The sequence below is a fragment of the Shewanella corallii genome (genome assembly GCF_023349125.1).
Classification (GTDB): Bacteria; Pseudomonadota; Gammaproteobacteria; order Enterobacterales; family Shewanellaceae; genus Shewanella; species Shewanella corallii.
Genome location: NZ_JAKIKT010000002.1, coordinates 308,770 through 328,235 on the forward strand (window position 1 = coordinate 308,770; position 19,466 = coordinate 328,235).

The 19,466-nt window shown below is 49.2% G+C and carries 14 protein-coding genes; 8 read left to right on the forward strand and 6 right to left on the reverse strand.

Annotated features, from left to right (window positions below; genetic code table 11):
* Nucleotides 1-45: 45 nt before the first annotated feature.
* The 3 genes from L2725_RS06675 to L2725_RS06685 all read left to right on the forward strand — a co-directional run bounded on the left by L2725_RS06675 (nucleotide 46) and on the right by L2725_RS06685 (nucleotide 4,459).
* Entirely contained in the window at nucleotides 46-3,018 is a 2,973-nt protein-coding gene (locus tag L2725_RS06675; protein WP_249248226.1) for a TonB-dependent receptor plug domain-containing protein, read from the forward strand.
* A gap of 286 nt (nucleotides 3,019-3,304) precedes the next feature.
* Nucleotides 3,305-4,069, forward strand: a complete 765-nt coding sequence (locus L2725_RS06680) for a sulfite exporter TauE/SafE family protein (RefSeq protein ID WP_249248227.1) — start codon at nucleotides 3,305-3,307, stop codon at nucleotides 4,067-4,069.
* A 15-nt stretch (nucleotides 4,070-4,084) separates the two neighbouring features.
* Nucleotides 4,085-4,459: a rhodanese-like domain-containing protein gene (locus L2725_RS06685; RefSeq protein ID WP_249248228.1), complete on the forward strand. Its 375-nt coding sequence runs from the start codon at nucleotides 4,085-4,087 to the stop codon at nucleotides 4,457-4,459.
* A gap of 219 nt (nucleotides 4,460-4,678) precedes the next feature.
* Here the strand turns inward: L2725_RS06685 and L2725_RS06690 are convergent, their stop codons facing one another.
* The 3 genes from L2725_RS06690 to L2725_RS06700 are packed head-to-tail and all read right to left on the reverse strand — an operon-like array spanning nucleotide 4,679 to nucleotide 8,564.
* Complete coding sequence (locus L2725_RS06690; protein WP_249248229.1) at nucleotides 4,679-5,773, reverse strand: S-methyl thiohydantoin desulfurase family protein; 1,095 nt, start codon at nucleotides 5,771-5,773, stop codon at nucleotides 4,679-4,681.
* A 2-nt stretch (nucleotides 5,774-5,775) separates the two neighbouring features.
* On the reverse strand, nucleotides 5,776-7,323 hold the full coding sequence (locus L2725_RS06695) for a hydantoinase/oxoprolinase N-terminal domain-containing protein (RefSeq protein ID WP_249248230.1): 1,548 nt from the start codon (nucleotides 7,321-7,323) through the stop codon (nucleotides 5,776-5,778).
* Between the two features lie 11 nt (nucleotides 7,324-7,334).
* A complete protein-coding gene (locus L2725_RS06700) occupies nucleotides 7,335-8,564 on the reverse strand; it encodes a metal-dependent hydrolase family protein (protein WP_249248231.1) in 1,230 nt (409 codons plus the stop codon).
* 157 nt (nucleotides 8,565-8,721) lie between these two features.
* Here L2725_RS06700 and L2725_RS23410 point away from each other — a divergent pair, with 157 nt between their 5' ends.
* The 3 genes from L2725_RS23410 to L2725_RS06710 all read left to right on the forward strand — a co-directional run bounded on the left by L2725_RS23410 (nucleotide 8,722) and on the right by L2725_RS06710 (nucleotide 12,380).
* Entirely contained in the window at nucleotides 8,722-8,853 is a 132-nt protein-coding gene (locus tag L2725_RS23410; protein ID WP_487392537.1) for a hypothetical protein, read from the forward strand.
* A gap of 308 nt (nucleotides 8,854-9,161) precedes the next feature.
* Nucleotides 9,162-10,052 carry a transporter substrate-binding domain-containing protein gene (locus L2725_RS06705; RefSeq protein WP_249248232.1) on the forward strand — a complete coding sequence of 297 codons (891 nt, stop codon included), beginning with the start codon at nucleotides 9,162-9,164 and terminating at the stop codon, nucleotides 10,050-10,052.
* A 3-nt stretch (nucleotides 10,053-10,055) separates the two neighbouring features.
* Complete coding sequence (locus L2725_RS06710) at nucleotides 10,056-12,380, forward strand: putative bifunctional diguanylate cyclase/phosphodiesterase (protein WP_249248233.1); 2,325 nt, start codon at nucleotides 10,056-10,058, stop codon at nucleotides 12,378-12,380.
* A 62-nt stretch (nucleotides 12,381-12,442) separates the two neighbouring features.
* Here L2725_RS06710 and L2725_RS06715 read toward each other — a convergent pair whose 3' ends face one another.
* Both L2725_RS06715 and L2725_RS06720 read right to left on the reverse strand, forming a co-directional pair.
* A complete protein-coding gene (locus L2725_RS06715) occupies nucleotides 12,443-13,864 on the reverse strand; it encodes an aminotransferase class V-fold PLP-dependent enzyme (protein ID WP_249248234.1) in 1,422 nt (473 codons plus the stop codon).
* Between the two features lie 285 nt (nucleotides 13,865-14,149).
* Nucleotides 14,150-16,426, reverse strand: coding sequence for a TonB-dependent hemoglobin/transferrin/lactoferrin family receptor (locus L2725_RS06720; protein WP_249248235.1), 2,277 nt, complete (start codon nucleotides 16,424-16,426; stop codon nucleotides 14,150-14,152).
* 744 nt (nucleotides 16,427-17,170) lie between these two features.
* On the opposite strand from L2725_RS06720, the gene L2725_RS06730 reads away from it, so the two are divergent.
* Together L2725_RS06730 and L2725_RS06735 are read left to right on the forward strand one after the other, a co-directional pair.
* Nucleotides 17,171-18,109 carry a DMT family transporter gene (locus L2725_RS06730; protein ID WP_115135848.1) on the forward strand — a complete coding sequence of 313 codons (939 nt, stop codon included), beginning with the start codon at nucleotides 17,171-17,173 and terminating at the stop codon, nucleotides 18,107-18,109.
* Between the two features lie 154 nt (nucleotides 18,110-18,263).
* Nucleotides 18,264-18,596 (forward strand): hypothetical protein, encoded by a 333-nt coding sequence (locus L2725_RS06735; RefSeq protein ID WP_249248236.1) that lies wholly within the window; start codon nucleotides 18,264-18,266, stop codon nucleotides 18,594-18,596.
* Nucleotides 18,597-18,647: 51 nt separating this feature from the next.
* Here the strand turns inward: L2725_RS06735 and L2725_RS06740 are convergent, their stop codons facing one another.
* The gene (locus L2725_RS06740; protein ID WP_249248237.1) at nucleotides 18,648-19,418 is read right to left on the reverse strand and encodes a phosphatase PAP2 family protein; all 771 of its coding nucleotides are present in this window, start codon (nucleotides 19,416-19,418) and stop codon (nucleotides 18,648-18,650) included.
* Between the last annotated feature and the right edge of the window lie 48 nt (nucleotides 19,419-19,466).

Consider the following 19,466-nt stretch of genomic DNA (forward strand, 5'->3'; position numbering starts at 1 on the left):
TCGTCAGCGCTCAAAACAACTATAAACACTTCTACGAGGCTCCAGATGAAATCAGATATAAGCAAGGTGAGTTCAGCAGCAAAACATGTCGCTACTGCAGTTTCTGGCACGCTACTATGCATGACAAATGTGGTGTTTGCTGAAGAGCAACCAGAACGTATCGAGGTAACAGGCTCGCGTATCAAGCAAGACAGCTCATTGATGTCTACCCCGACTACAGTCATTGACGCAGATGCAATAGCTCAAACTGGGGTCACCAACATTGGAGAGTTAATGAACACCCTCCCCGCATTGGTTGCAGGGATAACCAGCACGATCAATAACTCAACATCTTCAAGCTTTAATCCCAATAATGCAGGTTTAGAGTTGGCCAACCTCAGAGGATTGGGTACTAACCGCACCTTGGTACTGGTGGACGGCCGCCGCCATGTAGCAAGTAGCGCAGGTACCGCTGCAGTGGATATGAGCAGCATTCCAGCTCCACTGATAGAGCGGATAGAAGTGATTACCGGTGGTGCTTCAGCTATCTATGGTTCGGATGCGGTGACCGGCGTGGTTAACTTCATCATGAAGAAGGAGTTTGAGGGGTTTCAAGTTAATGCTCGCTACGGTCAGACAAGTCAGTCAGATGGCAAAGAAAAAGACATGTCGATTACCTGGGGGACTGATTTTGCTGATACCAAAGGCAATCTGATGGCCTATGTAGGCTATTCTGATAGCGAAGAGATCCCACTAACAGCGCGCTCTTATACCAATGTGAATCCATCATTCAGGCCGAACCCTATGAATACAGGTCCAAATGATGGTATCCCCGACAATCTCTATTTTGCAGACGCTCGTTTCCAGGCTCTGAGTAGCGAAGGCCTGTTCTATGTTCCAAACGAAAACTATTTCTTTGATGGAATTTTTGAAATAGCCGATGCCCCGGTACCGACTTTCGCTGACGACCCAATTCCCTTCCCGTTTGGACGGGTTGGTTATGATACCTACGCCATTGACAGAGATACGGGAAACTTCCGTGATTTTGTGGGAGGAAAAAACTGCCAGGTGGTTCCCTGTGATGGTGGTGATGGTTTCAGAACAAATGAAACAGGCACATTGAAAACCCCCAGTGAACGTCTCCAATTTTATTTAAGTGGCAACTACCAGATTACTGAAAACCATCAGCTTTTCTCAGAGGCAAAATATAACAAAACCGAATCCTTTGTGTCTGGTCAGGCTTCGGTTTTCCACGACGATAACTTCGGTCCTTTGATTAAAATCACCAAAGATAACCCCTTCCGTCCCCAGGCCTTGGTTGATTTGATGACAGAACGAAACCTCAACTCTGTTGCACTTGCCGTTGTGGGATTACCCGCCAGGAATCACAACACCCGGGAAACGACTCAGTTCACTGTTGGGGCTGAAGGATTCTTTAGTGATTTCGAATATAACAGCTATGTGCAACATGGACAGGTGAAAGGGGAATTAATCTCCAGTGATCTGCTCAATGAGCGATATTATCGCGCTTTGGATGCGGTCGCTGATGCCAGCGGCAATGCCGTTTGCCGGGATCAAAGCGATCCTGCCTGCGTGGCATATAACCCTATCAATCGCTTAGCTTCGGATGAGGCCAAAGCCTATGTGGGTGTTGATCTCAAAACTGAAGAAGAAATCGCACAGACCATCGCATCCTTCGTAATTTCCGGCTCCCTGTTTGACAATGCCAGCATCCCGGTCAACTTTGCTTCTGGAATAGAGTATCGTTATGAATCTTCCGAAAGCACCCCGGATGCCCTAACCCAAGCTATTGATCCTGATGGTATTGGCTCAGGTTTGGTAGGTTCGATGACGGGGCCAAGCCGGGAAGAAAACTCATTCCAGCGCCCCACAGAGGGCAGCTATCATGCCACCGATGTATTTACTGAACTGCAAATGGATCTCCTGGGTGATCTCCCCGGTATGGATAACCTCAGTCTGGAACTCGCTGCCCGCTACTCGAAACACAGTATCGTGGGAGGCGATCTCAGTTATAAAACAGGTATCAACTGGGCTGTTTTCGATGACCTAACTTTGAGATCGACCTATTCAAAGGCGGTGCGAGCACCCAATATTTCTGAGTTGTTCCAACCAGAAACTATCGGCGGTACCAGAATGACCGATCCCTGTCACTTTACCCGAAATAATGACGTACCAAATCGATTAGCGAACTGTCAGGCACTCGGTCTTCCTGCAGACTTTGATTCTATTAAGGCTGAAGCAGGTACCCGACGAGTCTTGAGTAAAGGCAACACAGATCTGAAATCAGAAGAGGCATACACCACAACAGTTGGCATTGCCTACCGCCCCAGTAATCATTTGACTATGGCCGTTGACTATTGGGATATCGATATTGAAGATGCCATCACCACCTTTGATGTAAATGATATTCTCAGCAATTGTGTGGATGGCGCACAGTTGAATCAGGAGTTCTGTAAATTCATTGAACGGGACAACGAAAAGCAGATTAGCCTAGTCTCTACCCAAAATATCAATGCCGCCAAGTTCAGAGCAACCGGTGTAGATTTTGAATTCAATTACCTGCTGGATTTCGAGCAAGCCGGAGAGGTTAAACTGGGCTTGACCAGCAGCTATGTGGACAGATATGAGTTCCAAAACAATTCTGAAGATCCATCAGATATCGACAGTCTGGCCGGTGATCTTGGTCGCCCAAGAGTGAGAGGAAACCTGAACATCAATTACAGACTTAACGATTTCACCGCCAATTGGCGTGCAGTCTATGTAGGGGAGACATATTTCAACAAAACCTTCGCAAACCAGCCCGAGTATGCGCCGGAAGGATTCGAAAACAAAGTTGACGCTGTGACTTACCACAACCTTCAATTGAGTTATTCATTGATGGATCAATACCGTTTATATGCTGGTGTAGACAACATATTTGATAAAGAGCCTCAACTGTTACCGGGAGTAGCGACCGGCCAAATCCTTTACGATAACTTAGGCCGTCGTTTTTATGCAGGAGTTAATCTCAAGTTTTAAATAATTCAACCTACTCGCTTTATTAATAAAAACCGGTGCATGGCACCGGTTTTTTATATGCTCATAATACATTCGTAGAGGAATTAAGTCACTCAGCGAAGAATTTAACAGCGTACATACAATCCGAATAATCGAATATCTATCAGGATGAGTTTGGCATCAGATATGACTGGAATATCATTAGCGCTAAAGTAAATCTTTCTCATCCTGCAAGTAAATCTCAGTTGTTGTGTTTGATGTCTGCCTCTTAGTATTGCCGCCACAGGCAATATTAAAGGAAGGGTAAATGGTATTTGCGGGCGCAGTGATCATCGGTTTGGTACTGGGACTTTTGGGCTCCGGAGGAACCATTATCACTATCCCTATATTGATATATGGGATGGGGTTTGACCCTAAAGACGCTGTCACCGCAGCATTACTGATTGTCGGTGCTATTACTTTAGTCCAAACCTTGTTTAATGCTGCCAGCGGCCAATTGCAATATAGCTTGCTGGTATCTTTTGGAATACCCGGCCTTACAGGCGCTATTTTAGGCGCTAGATTGGGCTATCTGCTGCCGTCCAATATACAACTCCAGCTATTTGCCTTTGTGATGCTCAGTGTTGGCATAAAACTGCTTTTTGTACCTGGGCAATCCCAATCTCAAAGCCAGGAAACCTCTTCAGATGCCCTCATCTTACATAGAGTTCTGGCCGGATTTATAACCGGCTTAGTCACCGGCTGTGTGGGAATTGGCGGAGGTTTTTTGATCGTGCCAGCACTAATCCTTTTTACCGGGGTGAGTTTTTCCGTTGCCGTCCCCATTAGCCTCATGTTTATTACCATTAATTCGCTGGCTGGCTTTTTCACTTACATGGTGCAGATGGCAAAGACTCAGCCACTGGCGGAGGTTTTGCCCTGGGGCACAATTGGGACAGTAATTCTCATAGGTCTTGGCGGCAGTTTTGTTGGGCGAAAAGCATCAAGGTTGCTATCTCAAACCACGCAATCCTCAATACTGAGTGGCTTACTGTTGTTAATGGCCTTAGTCACTCTTTTCAATACAATTTAATCAATTAGGGAATTAATGATGATGATTAATAGCCAGCAACTTGTTAACGCCGCCAAACAACTTATTCGTGAGATCGCTCCCGATGAACTTTTAAAAACTATAGCTGATGTGACTATCATTGACGTCAGAGAAAAAGAAGAGTTGAGTACTGGAACCCTGCCAAATGCTATCCATATTCCCCGTGGGACTCTGGAAATGAATATCCTCAAAGTACTGCCGAATATTGGCGATGAACAGGCAGCCTCAACTCCTCTCGTCATATATTGCCGCTCAGGTGCGCGCTCGGCGCTGGCAAGCCTGACTTTGCAGAGTATGGGGTTTACCCGAGTCCAATCTCTCCAGGGTGGCATGACAGCATGGCTGGATGCACAATTGCCGATCGCACAATAGACCATAGTATTGCTGGCACCGACTATTTTTCGTTGGACAGATAACTCAGGCACTGATTGATGTTGGTAAAGGACCCACCAGGTTGTTAATCCTTCCCTCACAAGTTGTGTCGCGAACACCAATTCCAGGGTATTAAGCCCCTGAAGACAAAGGCTTCCAGAGGCTTAATACCAAAACTCAAATGTGCCTAAAATAGCAAGGGAGTGATTCGACCACACCTTATAGCGCCTCTAAAGGTACAAACTCGTCATCCATTCCGAAGCCTGCAGGGCCAAATACTTTCAAGCATTCAGGGCGTCTCATTATGGGGGCGGCTGCAGTACCTATCACTCTTAACCTTTGACCATATTTGAGCGCTTCTGCGGTCAAAGGCTCACAGGTATCCAGGTCAAGAGTTGCAATTAAATCGGGAACCAGACAAGTCGTTTTACCATTGAGTTTTCCCTGTAAATATTCATTTTGGATGTCTAACTCAAACCTGTCATCACCGCCATCCAGAGGTGCCATCACAACACTTGCCCAGTGCCAGCCATCTCGGGTTTCCCGGTTAATATCTATCACTTTCCCCTCAAAGAGAATCCTGGCATGACGATCGATATCTGGTTGCTCTAAAATAGCCATAATCCCTTCAATCGGGTTGGACAATTGTTCCCGGGCTTCCCTGATCCCACGTCCTATCTCCATACAGTAAGACAAAGTATTGTGCACTGCTTTAGCCTTGGTTTCTGCGCCAGACATTGGGTAAAGCGCGCTATATATCATGGCCCCGAGATTTGCACATATACCTCGGGCAAGGTCTTCAGCTTTTCTGTCTGTCGTCGTTTTTTCGATAATCACACTATCGCCAAACTCATTGGCAATACAAATGGGCACCGCCGAAGAGCCATAAACGCTGAAGGTGACCATTTCCAAATGGGGGAAAGCCCGCCCCATGCCGTCAGCATCTATTACTGGCAGGCCTAACTGTGCGCTCACGGCCATAGGGATGATGGAGTTAAGCCCGCCGATTTCTGCAGGAATAATGGCATCAATTTTTTTGCCTAACTGGGCTTCCATTTTGGCAACGAGGCTACGACAAGTATCCTCGGACTGAAGATGTTCAACCAATACAGAGGGAGCCCCAATACCGGCAATACTGACCACTTGAGCATCATCGGCCAGCTCGCTGGCCTTAATCACTCTGACATGTCTTCCCTTGCGGATCTCCTGCAGTAACAACAGCTCTCCAACATAGGGGTCGCCTCCCCCACCCGTTCCCAAAAACACAGCGCCACGGGTCAAGTCTTTTATTTGTTCAACGGTGTTAATTATCATGACTATTCTCCCAGTTGTCCGACAGCCTTAACCTTCACATCCACCGCATGGCTTTGAACATGGGTCATAGGGTATTCCTCCAACTCAATGACCTTGACTGTGCCAGGCTGTGCTCCTGCGTTAATCGCGTTATTAATAGCTTCCTGTTTGGCCTTTTCCAGAGCCGCTTCTCTGCCGCCCTCTACCTGATAATCGAATAGTCGTTTTACCCTTCCGCCAACCTGGGCAATGGCGGCACCAATAGCATTAGCGACATCACTATTGGTGGGATGAATCACCCGGGATGTGCCTTTAAGCTCTCCTGATATCAAATGGGCACCTCCGCCAACCAGAATCACGGGGATAGGTTCGGCACTGATTTTGAGCTGATCGATAGCCGACTCAAGCTTGCTTTTCATCGCCTGGCAAACCCTGTCAATAAACTCCTCATTCAGATGGGAAACCAAACTGGCATCACCAAACTTCATCTGTCCATTGGCCACCGCGATATCAGAAGTCGTCAACACATCACCTCCAAATATCATCGCTTTTTCAGTGAGTTGATAACCAACGGATTCGGGTCCCAGGATAATGCCCTGCTCATCGTGTTTGACCAGGGTACCGCCACCCAGTCCGATAGAGAGCACATCAGGCATGCTGAAATTAGTCCTCACTCCGCCGATATCAGATGCATCAGAAGTCTCTCTGGGAAATCCTTTGCTCAGGCCGCCGATATCGCTTGTCGTGCCACCAATGTCGACCACAATCGCTTCTTCCAGGCCAGATAAAAACGCCGCACCACGAATGCTGTTTGTTGGGCCTGCACTACAAGTCATTACCGGGAATTGCATCGCGTAATCGGTACTCATCAGCGTACCGTCGTTATGACTCAGGTAGAGTGGAGCATCAATTCCAAGCTCTTTCAGGGCCTGATGCAATGAAGGAACAACTTTGCGAGACAAGGCTTGTAGGCTGGCATTAATAATTGCCGCGTTTTCACGTTCTACCAGACCAATACCACCCACCTGATGGGATAGCGTGATATAGGCGGTCCCCAGATGTCGATTTAATATTTCGGCGGCTTTGGTCTCAATATCGGGTCGAACTGGTGCAAAAACAGAACTGATTGCGATGGCGGTTATTCCCTTGGCTTTAATATCCTCGGCAGCCTGTTGTAAAGCTTGCTCATCCAAGGTCGCATACTCATGGCCATTAAAATAACTGCCACCGCCAATCATATAGATGTGCTCACCGATTTGTTCCCGCAAATCGTCTGGCCAGTCGACCAGAGGCGGAATGCCACTACCTAATGGCAACCCAATCCTGATACAGGCCACATTCAACAGTGACTTTCGTTGTACAAAAGCATTAACGAAGTGAGTGGTACCAACCATCACTGCCGAGACATCACTGTGAGAATGTCCGGATGCTTGCAATACCTTTTGGATGACTGATGTGACCCCGGAAGTCACATCTTCGGTGGTTTGGGATTTTGCGCCGGCCAGCACCTGATCGTCACAAATCAATGCTGCATCGGTATTCGTCCCCCCTACATCTATCCCTATGCGCATAAGCTGTCTCCTTAAAAGTTAGTTTTGACTGGCTGACCAGCTTTAATAATGGTGGTGAATGATTCCTCAGGTGTGCTCATCACTCTGATATCCTCCAGTGGGTTACCATCTATCACCAACAAGTCGGCGATACAGCCAGTCTGAATCTTTCCAAGTAATGGTTGGTTAATGAGCTCGGCGTTGACCGACGTTGCTGAACGTAATACTTCGAAGTTGGACTGAACTTTAGCCCTAAGCAGAAATTCTTCATTTTCACAGCCATGAAAATCTCCAAAAAGATCCGTACCAAAGCCAAGAGAGACGCCGGCTTTAACGCAATGTTCAACAGCATCAAATGCTCTATCCCGGACTTGATCTAACTTATTGGCCATGTCTGGTGGTAGCTGGTTAATTTGCTTATAAAGCTGCTCAATGATGACCAGAGTGGGAACAACAAAACTGCCTTTATCCGCTATGAATGCAGCCGATTCGGCATCAATAAGAGTGCCATGCTCAATTGATCTCACCCCCAACCTCGCACAGCGCGCCGATGCATCCGCCGTATGAGCATGAGCCATAACATAAGTTCTTCGTGTCTGTGCTTCCTGAACTGCGGCCAGGATTTCAGCATCGGTAAATTGAGGCATCCAGATTGGGTCCGTCGGGGAAAGCACTCCTCCAGATACAAATAGTTTGATCTGACTGGCCCCGGCCCGCAGTTGCTCCCTCACAGCCAGGCGAACCTGATCTTCGCCATCTGCGATAACTGTCATGCTGCCATGGCTGGCACAACCGCAAAGCTGTATCTGATCTGCTGGGCGAAAGTCACCGTGTCCACCAGTTTGTGAAATGGCTTTTCCTGAGGCCAGGATCCTGGGAGAGGAGATCACCCCCTCCTCCACGCCTCGAACCAAGCCATGGTTGGCCCCGGCCGCATCTCTGACAGTAGTAAATCCACGTAACAGGGTATCTGACAGTAATTCTGAGGCCTTCAGGGTGGCGTAGGACTCATGGGTTTGCTCAAGTACAGGAATGTCCAGGGTGAAGCTATTACAATGAAAATGAGCATCTATCAGCCCTGGCATCACAAACTGACCATTCAGCTCAATCTCTGTCGAACCTTCACTCAAGAGACGTTGACCAGGTGATGAGACGGTATGGATTAGCCCATCCTTTAACAAAATATCCACATCAGCCAGGGGCAAAGGACTGCAGCCATCAAATACGGTCGCTCCCCTCAATATTAACGACGATATATCCATAGCTTTTATCTCCAGAAGGGCAGCGCCAAATACTGCGATATCGGTTTAACTCGCTCTCTCGCGGTTATTAATTAAGCAAGCTACAGCATATTTCCCCGCTCGAATGGGTAAAAAAGAGTAGGTTTAGAAAAAAAAAGAGTGGGACACAGATATTGTCATCGACAAGCTTTCGGGCGAAGGCAAGCGGCCATTGATAGTGCACAACATAGGCCGGAACCCGGTATTGGAGTATATACTGCTCGACTGCCCCATTACCGGTCATGACAGGTATCTGCCGGAAACAGAGTAAGCCCCGTCCAAATGATGCTGCAGGAGCAATCACTATTTGCCGATGTGGTGGCTACAAAGGTGATGGGCAGCTTAATCAAATACAGCCGCTGTAGTTGGAATATTGTTAACTGACAAACACAAGCCAGATCGCAAATATTGACCTAACCAGCATATTTCTAACTGTTTGATTAAAAAACGGCCCACCTCAGATTGTGTGTGAAGTGCCTGTAGGTATACTGCTGATACAGTTTCGTACTCCGCTATCCCATGACCAGATATACCGCTAAATCAGGGGTTGGAGGACTGCTCACAAGCATATGGATATGTATGGTGCTGGTTCTGTGTGGAACAAGTACTGCTTATGCTGCCCGGGATCTGGCAGATATCAAGGAAGAAGGCGTCCTGCGACACATCGGCGTTCCCTATGCCAATTTCGTGACTCAGTACACTGAGGGCAACAAAGTTGTTCACAGTGGTCTGGACATCGAGTTAATGCAACTCTTCGCTAAGTCTATTGGCGTCCAATATGAGTTTATTCCAGCCACCTGGAATAATGTCTTTGGCAAGTTGACCGGTACCAATGGTCAGTTTATCGATCATAAGGTGGTGATTGGCTCCAATCAGGCCATTGAGGGGGATGTAATGGCCCATGGCGTCACGATTCTCGACTGGCGCAAAGAACTGATTGCCTTTTCTGATCACTATTTCCCTTCTGCCGTCTGGCTGATAGCCCGTCGTGATTCACATCTGCAACCCATTACACCTTCTGCCAGTCTGGACACAGATATCAAGGCCGTCAGACAGTTACTGCCCGGACTGCAGGTTCTGGCAATGAAGCAATCCTGTCTCGACCCGGACTTGTATCGCCTGTATGACACAGGGGCAAACGTGATTCTGCCCACCAAGCAGTTACAGCTGAATGAGATGGTGCCCGCCATGCTTAACGACGAAGCTGAAACGACACTGCTGGACGTGGCTGATACCCTGATCGCTCTGGAGAAATGGCCCAACGAGATTAAAGTGATTGGCCCTATCTCTCCAGAGCAGCTGATGGGAGTCGGCTTTCGTAAAGACTCTCCGGAGCTGCGCAAAGCCTTTAATCAGTGGCTAGCTAACATTCGCGCCGACGGCACCTTTAATCGACTGGTGCAAAAATATTATCCAGGCGTATTCCACTATTATCGTGACTACTTCACACGCTACGGCCTATCTGAGTAATCCATGAAACTTTTGAAGCGTATTAATGGCCGGACTGCCATTATCGTAGCCGGTGGCTTGCTCACCGCCTACCTGGCTCTGATCCTGACCGTCACCAACCTGGGACAGAGCAAACTTGAGGAGTCTCAGCGGCAATCTCTGTCGCTGAAAATCCGCAACTATACGGACAATCTCAGCTTCTTCTTCGACGTCAGCCAGCAAAATCTGGCTAATCTGGCCTCCAATCAAGCCACCACCACCTACTTCGCCAACCTGGCCGCCGGTATGTCTGTTAAATATGGCCTGGGTTCCAGCCTGTTTAACCTGGAGCAAACCATAGGTGGCTATATGCACTCCAGTAAGATAGATAATCTGCCCATTTATAAGCGGGTGCGGGTAATTGGCCTGGGGGGTACCAGTATTATCGATACCGGCGATGGATTAATGCCTCCGGGCCCGCCCGTGCCATTAAAAGAGATGGAACACCACAGAAAAAGAATTGAAATCAGCAAAACAGAGTCAGGCGTATCCATCAACCTGCTGCACACCATCTATCATCAGAACAAACCCGTGGCCGTGCTGGTCGCAGAGGTCAATAATGATGTGCTGATTTATCAGCTGTCGATTCAGGAGCATAAAAGCAGCAAGAGTTGCCTGTCATTGCTGACGCCTCTGGGTGGCATCAAGGTATGGAATACACTGACACCGGATACGCCGGTATTGGCATCTCCCCCTCCAGCTATGTCCGCCAATACCCAACTTATCTATCTCGAAAAGCTGGTCAAAGGGACGCCATTTAAACTGATCAGCTGGTACGAGCCGGTCAACAATCAGGATATTTTTACCTCCACCTGGTTTATTGCGGCTATCTCACTGCTGGCGGTACCAGTGCTGGCCGGTCTGGTGTTCCTGATGCGCGTGTATAACGCCAACCTGGTGCTGCAAACTGAAATAGCAGTGGCAGCTGAGCAACAAAAGAGCCTGGCGGAAAAGAACGCCCTGCTGAGCCAGGAGGTCGACAAACGACGTGCGTCAGAGATGGAGCTCGCCTTCCGCGCCGCCCACGACGATTTAACCGGGCTGGCCAATCGTCAGGCTGGTATGGCAGCGCTGCAAAGAGCCATAGATAAGGCCAATGTCAGTGGCAACTCTGTACTGGTGATGTTTCTGGATCTGGACAACTTTAAGCAGGTCAACGACACAGTCGGCCATCATGCGGGAGACAGGTTACTTATCCAAACCTCGGAGCGACTGCAGAGGGCCATTCGCCACACTGATACCCTCGCCCGTTTCGGCGGCGATGAGTTTATGCTGATCATTCCCGAACTGTCCGGGCAGGATGCCGCCCGGGTACTGGCTCACGGCATACTCTCACTGTTTGAGGAGCCATTTAATCACGATGGACAGGAGTTCTTTGTCTCCACCAGTATCGGCATGGCGATGTATCCTCAGGATGGTGATACTCCGGCCAACCTGCTGAAGAAGTCAGACGCCGCCCTCTACCGTGCCAAAGAGACAGGCCGCAATGGCTACAGCTTCTATGATGCCAATATGAACCAGGATCTGCAGCGTAAGCTGGCATTGAATGTGCGTCTGCATCAGGCGATTACCAATGATGAGCTTGATGTTCATTACCAGCCTATTGTCGACCTTAAAACCGGGCAAATTGTGGCTGCAGAAGCGCTGATGCGTTGGACAGACAGAGAACTGGGCTTTATCTCACCGGCAGAGTTCATTCCACTGGCTGAAAAGAACGGGTTAATCCACAGACTGGGCGATATAGTGCTGCAGCAGGCCTGTCACCAGGCGGCACAATGGCAAGCTCTTGCCCCGCTGGCCATCGCCATTAACTTCTCCAGTGTCCAGTTCCGTCAATGTGAACAACTACAGCAAAGGATTCTGCAGGTACTGGCTGAGGTCGGCTTGCCCCCCGACAGACTGGAGATGGAGGTGACTGAGAGCATCTTTATTGAACAGGATACCTGTCTTATCAATACCCTGAACCACCTCAAGTCGGTTGGGGTACAGCTGTCCATCGACGATTTTGGCACAGGTTACTCCGCCCTTAGTTACCTGCAGAGGTTCTCCTTCTCCAAGCTGAAAATAGACCGCAGCTTTATTCAGGGCATGACCAATAACGTCGCCGACCGCAGCCTGGTTAACGCCATGCTGGCCATGGCCAAGTCTCTGGATTTGAAAGTAGTGGCAGAGGGGATTGAGGAGCAGCCTCAAGCTGACTATCTCAATCTGCTGGGGTGTGAATATGGTCAGGGGTATCTGTTCAGTCGGCCGTTAAGCGCGGCGGAGTTTACTCAGTTGCTGCAATCCCAGGCGCTGCAAATCGCCTGATTACTGACCTCAAATAAGCAAAAGGCCCGCAGATGCGGGCCTTTTCAATGATGTCGCGGTAATTACGCCATTTGACGATAAACGCGCTTCATCGCCTTCACCAGACCAATAACATCAGCTTCATCGTGGAACAGGTGGGTAGAGATACGCAGAGCATAGGTATCTACCGCATCTTCAGGGTGCAGTTTGAAGTTGGTGGTACGGATGATGTAACCATGCTCTTCACGCAGACGGTCGCGGAACTCTGTCAGCATCACACCATCAGTCTTATCCCAGAATGGGTTGATAGTAGTCAGACCTGAAGACAGTTCGCGTACATCAGGGGCATAGTAAGTCGCATCGCTATCAAACGCGCGTTGCAGCTGCTGCTTACACAGGGCGCTCAAGTCCAGAATACGCTGCTCGATACGATCACGGCCAATGGCGTCCCACATCTCACAACATTCTACCAGTGCCAGTTTAGCCGGGTAGTTATCCTGACCAACGTATTGCATGCGATTGTGGAAAGCGACAGGGTCATTGTAGGCATCTTCTACATCTGTACCTGCAGGGTAAGAAGAGTTCACAAAGAACAGCGGCTGAGGACGGTCTGACCAGAACTCACGCAGACGTTTGGCGCAATCACGAACGTACAGAATACCGGTAGAACCGGGACCACATTGCCACTTGTGACCTGAACCAGCGTAGAAGTCGCAGTCCATATCATGGAAGTTCAGATTGAACATACCCGGAGTGTGAGCACCATCAATCAGAGTTGGAATACGGTTAGGAATAGCGACCTCTTTACAGATGCGCTTGGCTGGCAGGGTTACACCTGTCTTGTATGACACATGGGAGAAGCACAACAGACGTACACTGCTTCCATAATAAGCCACAGCGTCGGCAAACAACTTCACATAGTCATCTGCAGTCACAGTTTCGAAACCTGTGTAGGTTGGCAATTCCAACTCAACAACCTCAACACCGTAACGCTGAGCAACGATCTTCATTGGCATGGCACCGCCAACATGCTCCTGATTAGTGGTCAGGATCACATCGCCCGGTTCGAAGTTCAAACCATGAATGATGCTGCACATGCCATCAGTGGTGTTGCGGCTCAGGATCAACTCATGGTTATCTGCGCCGAAGCTGGCTGCGACTCTGGCTGTCAGCGCCTGAGTCGAAATCTGAGTTCCCCATGGGTGCTTGGAGATGTACTCGTTGTTATCTTCATAGTTTTCCAGCACACGCTCAGGAATAGAGCCTGTAGTGCCTACGTTCATGTAGGTTTCACGCTTGCTCAGAACAAACTCTTTACGCACCTTGCGCCACAGTTTGTGGTCACTATGATGACGTAAAGTGCTGACATCTTCGCGATAATCATCAGCCAGGGCTACACCCGGCAACATGCTGCTGCCGGCACCTACCAGCGCAGCGCCGGTAGACAGTTTCAGAAATCCACGTCGGTTTACACCGGCGCCCGCTTTGTTGTTCTTCGATTCCATATTGTTCTCACGCGATAAGTGAAAATTCATCATCCGCCAGCGTGATCTGTGGCACGCCAGCACCCATCTGGGCGACTTCAATATACAGAGTTACAGACACAGATGACGGAAGGACTCAAAAATTCGTGAACCAAGGCACAGTGAAGAAAATTTAAAGGGTGAGCGTGAGCCCAGCCTTTGACTCAGGTGGGAGAGTATGTTTGGAAACAAGTATAAAAAGCAGACAGTTATATCGAATGGACAACAAAAAACCCGCCTCAGCGGGTTTTTTACTGTTCAAAACAATTAGAAAGTGTAGTTCACACTGACGCTGGCATAACGGCCTGGCTGAGTGTAATTGCTTGATGGTACACCCATGTTATCCATCAAGTATTTGGATTGACCAGCTACATCTGAGTACTCGATATACTCTTTGTCAAACAGGTTGAAGATACCGGCTTTAACACGCAGGTTATCGGTAACATCCAAGCCCAAAGTCAGGTCAACCACGGCATAGCCAGCTGTAGTGTATGCCTCGTTATACTTAGGATCTTTATTCAGCCAATGATCTTCCGGGAAGATGTAGATAGCATCCACTCTGTCCATGGCCGACGCCATACGAACCACACCACCAAAGGTTGCTGGCATATCGGCAATATCAAAGTAGCCGTTTACACCCATATTCGCTTTGAGCGGGCTGATAGAGTTGAGGAAATTTCCATGCTCATCTTCACCATAGGTGTAAGACAAGTTACCCCATAGCAGCCATTCGTCGGTCACCCAGTGATCCACCTGACCTTCAAAGCCATACATGGTCACTTTGTCACGGTTAATGTATTCATACTGCAGCGCCAACAAAGGATCTTTTTTGTCCGGGTCCTCACAGTAATCACCAAACATTGGGAACGGCATGGATTGAGGGGTACACATAGGCACGCCTTCAAATTCCCAGTCGATAAAGTCTTTCGCCTGAGTGTAGAACGCAGTCAACTCATAGCTGGTATCGATATGAGAGCCACGAACCCCCAGCTCAATGGTATGACTCTGCTCTGCTTTCAGGTCGTAGTTAGGCACAATTTCCACTGGGAATGGCATTTTGCCATCCTGAATTTCCAGCTCACCCCATTTTTGATCCGGGGTTGGCATCTTGTAACCATAGGCATACTGAGCATACACGCTGACATCATCGGTCAACTGGTAAACCATACCCAGCTTAGGCGACCAGAAGCTATCGCTCATCTCTTCGAAGTCGGCAGGATCACGGCCAAAATCCGCTGCCATTTGCGCGTCAGGCGTATTCTGGTAGTAGTCGTAACGCAAGCCGGCGATCAGGTTCAGGTCGCCATCCAGCAGCGTGATGTCGTCCTGCAGGAAAGCACCAATACGCAAACTGTCGGTATCAGCAAACGCAAACTGGTCTTCACCAACGAAAACACCGGCATCATTCTTGGTGTAATAGGTGCGGTGACGATCCATGGAAGAAGACTCAACGTCCAAACCATAAATCAGCTGATGATTGTAGTTATCACCGCCAATCTGCTTGAAGAAGGTACTGGCGATACCAAAGCGTGACTCGTTGAAGTCATAGTCACGGATTTCAGTCAGTTCGCCGCGCTGGTCATTCTCAACGGATAAGTAATCACGGTGTTCATTTTGCTCAGTGAAGCCGTAGTACATCACTACGTCCAGACTGTCGTGCATATAGGTTGGCTTGTCTGAACGCAGACGCAGGGAGGCATTCATGGCCTCAGTCGCTCTGTCTACATCCCGATCTTCATTGCGCAGACCCTTGTACTCTTTCTGCTCCCAGCGATCCAACTGCTGATCCAGATAGTCAACTGTCAGCTGAATGTTGGTGTAGTCATTGACCAGGTATTTGCTCTTAAACAGCACGCTACTGTTAACCAGGTCGCTCTCTGGCAAAGTGCGATCAAAGTTCTGCTGCTCTTCACCATCGCGATACTGGACGGTCAACAGATTTTCAAAGTCACCATAAGCGGCGGCACCGGTAAAGCCAGTGCTCCACTCACGGTTCATACCCGTATATCCGGCGTTAGCCGCAAAATAGTGATTATCTCCCAGAAGATAGTCAGCAGCGTCTTTAGTCGTCATCACCACTACGCCACCCAGGGCATCTGAGCCGTACATGGTCGACGCTGCAGCTTTAACCACTTCTACCTGTTTTAAGGTTTCGACTTCAGTCAAACCACGACCCGTACCTTCTGCACCTGGACCGATAGGCGAAGCGTACTGGTTATTTACCCGAACACCGTCCTTCACCATCATCACCCGGTTACCACCTATACCACGAATGGTCACAGAGGTCGGCTTGCCTGCGCCACCTTTAACACCAATAGCGGACTCATTACGGAAGATGCTACCGAAATCGCTGCTCATGGTGCGGCCAATGGCCTCTTCATCAATTACCGCGATCGAGCCTGCAACCTGCTCAATCTTCTGCTCCATACGGGAGCCGGAGATCACGATCACTTCATCGATTTTTTGGGTTGCCTGCTCCTGGGCCTGAGCTACAAACGCAGCACTTACAGCCATGGCCAGCACACTAATACGCAGCGGATTCATCGTTCACCTTTACCACAAAATGAGAATAGTTCTTATCTGAATATGCGCGTTAGCTTATAGTGGTTCGCGCTCAGATTCAGGCCGACATGGCGATAAATTGCGCACTCAACAAAAGTGAATTGTGAAAATCAAAAGTGGATCACGAAGCATTAGGGTCTGTTGACCTTTGAAGATGGTTTTTGCAGCTTTTTGTCGTTGTTTTATACAAAGCAACGCGATTGTGATGTAGTTGCTCTACATGAAAGAGCGTTAATGCAGTAGAAAGCGACGACAAACGCTGCCCGAAGGGCTCGGCTATACGCGCTTTACTCTTTGTTACAAGGTATTTACTTAGGCCCACTAGGCGGCACACCTTGCGTCGCGATTAAAGCGCGTCTATCTCGAGCAAAATTCAACCATGAAAGGTCAATAGACCCTGATCTCCGTTCATAAAAATGTCGTAACAAGCAGATACAATCACCCGGAAATTAATGCAGTGGTTTCGGTTGACACAGGCCTGGATACGGTCAACTATTAACCGCTCAAGCATTGCCCCGAATTAATGGAAATCATGAAACGACTCAACCCCTCAACCAATAACGCTAAGATTACAAACGGTGTCTGCCGTTGGTCCCTTTCGTTGTCGGCCGGTTGGTGTCTGTTTCCCCGAGTGAAATAGTTCGTCTCTTCCGGTCGCAGCAAGCGGCCGGAGTCCCCGCCCTTGCTGCCTGTTGTTCAATCGTCATTCAATAGCAAGGAGTCCTGATGCCACAATCTCAAGATGCACAGATCCCGACAATGGTGCCCTTCGCCTTTATCCTGGGGGTTATCATCTGGTCTACCACACCGCTGGGCATAGTCTGGAGCAGTGAATCCGTCCATCCCACCATGGCGGTGCTGCTGCGTATGCTGATTGCTCTGGCGCTGGGGTTTGTGATCATCCTCTGTACCCGCATCCGACTGCCGATGAACTCTCAGGCGTTGAAGCTCTATGCCTTCTCTACCATAGGCATGGTGGGCGGTATGCTGCTGAGCTATTTTGCCGCTCGCTATATTGGCTCTGGCACCATCTCCCTCATCTTTGGACTGGCTCCCATCATATCCGGATTACTGGCGCAAAAGATTCTGGGAGAGCCCGCATTCAGCAAGGTAAGGCTGCTCGCTTTCGCGGTGGCGTTTCTTGGGCTGGGGGTAGTGTGTTTTGACCGTTTGGGCACAGGCGACAATGCCTGGGTGGGTATTGGGTTAATCCTGGGGGCAGTGTCGCTGTTCAGCCTGAGCGCCGTGCTGGTTAAAACTGTCAATGTCAGCATTCACCCACTGGCAAGTACAGTTGGTACCCTGAGCATGTCCACGCCTCTGTTTGCCCTGGCCTGGGTGGTTTTTGATGGCACATTGCCGGTGGAGACCTGGCAGGCAAAATCCCTGTACGCCATCATCTATCTGGGGATTATTGGTTCACTGGTGGCCTCAGTAGCTTACTTCTATATTCTGCAGCACCTGAGAGCCAGCACTGTGACTCTGGTAACACTGATAACCCCTGCGTTCGCCATGATGCTGGGTGCCCTGCTAAACGGTGAGTCCATTACCGCCAACCTGTTAATTGGGGCTGGATTGGTATTGAGTGGTCTGAGCCTGTACCAGTTTGGAGAGAAATGCCGCTGGTTGTCAGCAAAAGCCAAACAACCCCATCTTGAGTCATAACCCAAAGCCGCCCAACGGGCGGCTTTTTTGTTTCACCAGCCCCTCAGTACTTGCATTAATTTCAGGGAAATTGCATGTTTAAATCATGGTTAGTTTTTCACCATGTGATTGAAAAACTGCCGGTATCTGGAAATGAGTCACAGAGGAAGTCACCATGAGAATCAAAACCATAGCAGCACTAATATGCACACTGGCCATCAGCAGTGGCGCAGTCGCCGGGAGCTCAGACTCGTCCAAGAAACTGAGTCAGGGTTATGCCCATATTCTGCCTGCCAGCTCAGTGCTGGTGCATTCCAAGGCGTCCAGCGTTGCCCCCCGTCAATCTGACGAACTGGTACGTTCGCTGCGTGAAGAGTGGTACAAGGATCGTGAAGGTAAACAGTGGTACACCTGGGAAGAAAAGCAGAAACAGGCCGATGGTCACTGGATAGCGATAGGCTCAGGTATCGCCAAAGAGGGCAGCCACAGTTACAAAGCCCGCCCCTGATAACACCCAAAACAGCCGCCAAGCGGCTGTTTTTATGTACATCACCAGCTATTAGTTTCTGAGCGTTTTAAACCGCTTCAGCATCAGCTGATAAAACCCCAGCGCCAACAGGATACTCACTGCGGCCAGTATTGCCCCTATCACAGTTGAAGCCACAACGTCTCTGGGCCAGTGCAATCCCAGTAACATGCGGCTGACTCCCATGGAACCAGCCCAAAGAGTTACCAGAGTTACCCAGCCATAACGGCCACCACTGAACAAAAAATAACAGAGGATCAATCCAAAAGAGACAGCAAATTGAGTGTGGCCGGATGGAAATGCAAACCCCAGTTCATGTCGCCAATGTTCAGCAATATTATCTGCCAGCATTAGGGCGTCGGCTTCACGGGCCATGGCGCTGTCGATTTGATTAAGTTTGCCCTGCTTACTCTGCAGATAAAAGGCTTCGGCATCAAAACCTTGCCGCTCAGCAAGCCAGTGAATGTTGGGTCTTGGCTCCTTAAAGTGGTGCTTAAGCTCATGGTTGAGAATCACCCCGGCGGTCTGGCTGAAGCTCACCGCCAGCAGCAAAGGCAAAAACAACTGCATCGGCAGTAATCGCCAGCACACGATCAACACCAGCAGAATAAACCCTATGCCCCAGGGCACAGTGCCCGTCCAGGTAATCCCATATAAAACCTGTGCAGACGTGGATGAAAGATTCAGCAGCGGAAATAATTCAAGGTTCAACATCCAGCAAATCAGCGGTACGCTCAGGATAGCCATAAATGCCAATGCCATGTACCGCAACAACTTGCTCTGCTGTATCAATGCTGTCGCCATAGAATTTACTCATAACCGGAAAAAGCCGCCATTCTGGCACAAACCTGA

What these genes read in the sequence shown, in the direction of transcription:
- L2725_RS06720 (WP_249248235.1), bottom strand. Translation starts at nt 16,426, where the DNA reads ATGAATCCGCTGCGTATTAGTGTGCTGGCCATGGCTGTAAGTGCTGCG.
- L2725_RS06730 (WP_115135848.1), top strand. Translation starts at nt 17,171, where the DNA reads ATGCCACAATCTCAAGATGCACAGATCCCGACAATGGTGCCCTTCGCC.
- L2725_RS06675 (WP_249248226.1), top strand. Translation starts at nt 46, where the DNA reads ATGAAATCAGATATAAGCAAGGTGAGTTCAGCAGCAAAACATGTCGCT.
- L2725_RS06695 (WP_249248230.1), bottom strand. Translation starts at nt 7,323, where the DNA reads ATGCGCATAGGGATAGATGTAGGGGGGACGAATACCGATGCAGCATTG.
- L2725_RS06685 (WP_249248228.1), top strand. Translation starts at nt 4,085, where the DNA reads ATGATGATGATTAATAGCCAGCAACTTGTTAACGCCGCCAAACAACTT.
- L2725_RS06715 (WP_249248234.1), bottom strand. Translation starts at nt 13,864, where the DNA reads ATGGAATCGAAGAACAACAAAGCGGGCGCCGGTGTAAACCGACGTGGA.
- L2725_RS06680 (WP_249248227.1), top strand. Translation starts at nt 3,305, where the DNA reads ATGGTATTTGCGGGCGCAGTGATCATCGGTTTGGTACTGGGACTTTTG.
- L2725_RS06690 (WP_249248229.1), bottom strand. Translation starts at nt 5,773, where the DNA reads ATGATAATTAACACCGTTGAACAAATAAAAGACTTGACCCGTGGCGCT.
- L2725_RS06740 (WP_249248237.1), bottom strand. Translation starts at nt 19,418, where the DNA reads ATGGCGACAGCATTGATACAGCAGAGCAAGTTGTTGCGGTACATGGCA.
- L2725_RS06700 (WP_249248231.1), bottom strand. Translation starts at nt 8,564, where the DNA reads ATGGATATATCGTCGTTAATATTGAGGGGAGCGACCGTATTTGATGGC.
- L2725_RS06710 (WP_249248233.1), top strand. Translation starts at nt 10,056, where the DNA reads ATGAAACTTTTGAAGCGTATTAATGGCCGGACTGCCATTATCGTAGCC.
- L2725_RS06735 (WP_249248236.1), top strand. Translation starts at nt 18,264, where the DNA reads ATGAGAATCAAAACCATAGCAGCACTAATATGCACACTGGCCATCAGC.
- L2725_RS06705 (WP_249248232.1), top strand. Translation starts at nt 9,162, where the DNA reads ATGGTGCTGGTTCTGTGTGGAACAAGTACTGCTTATGCTGCCCGGGAT.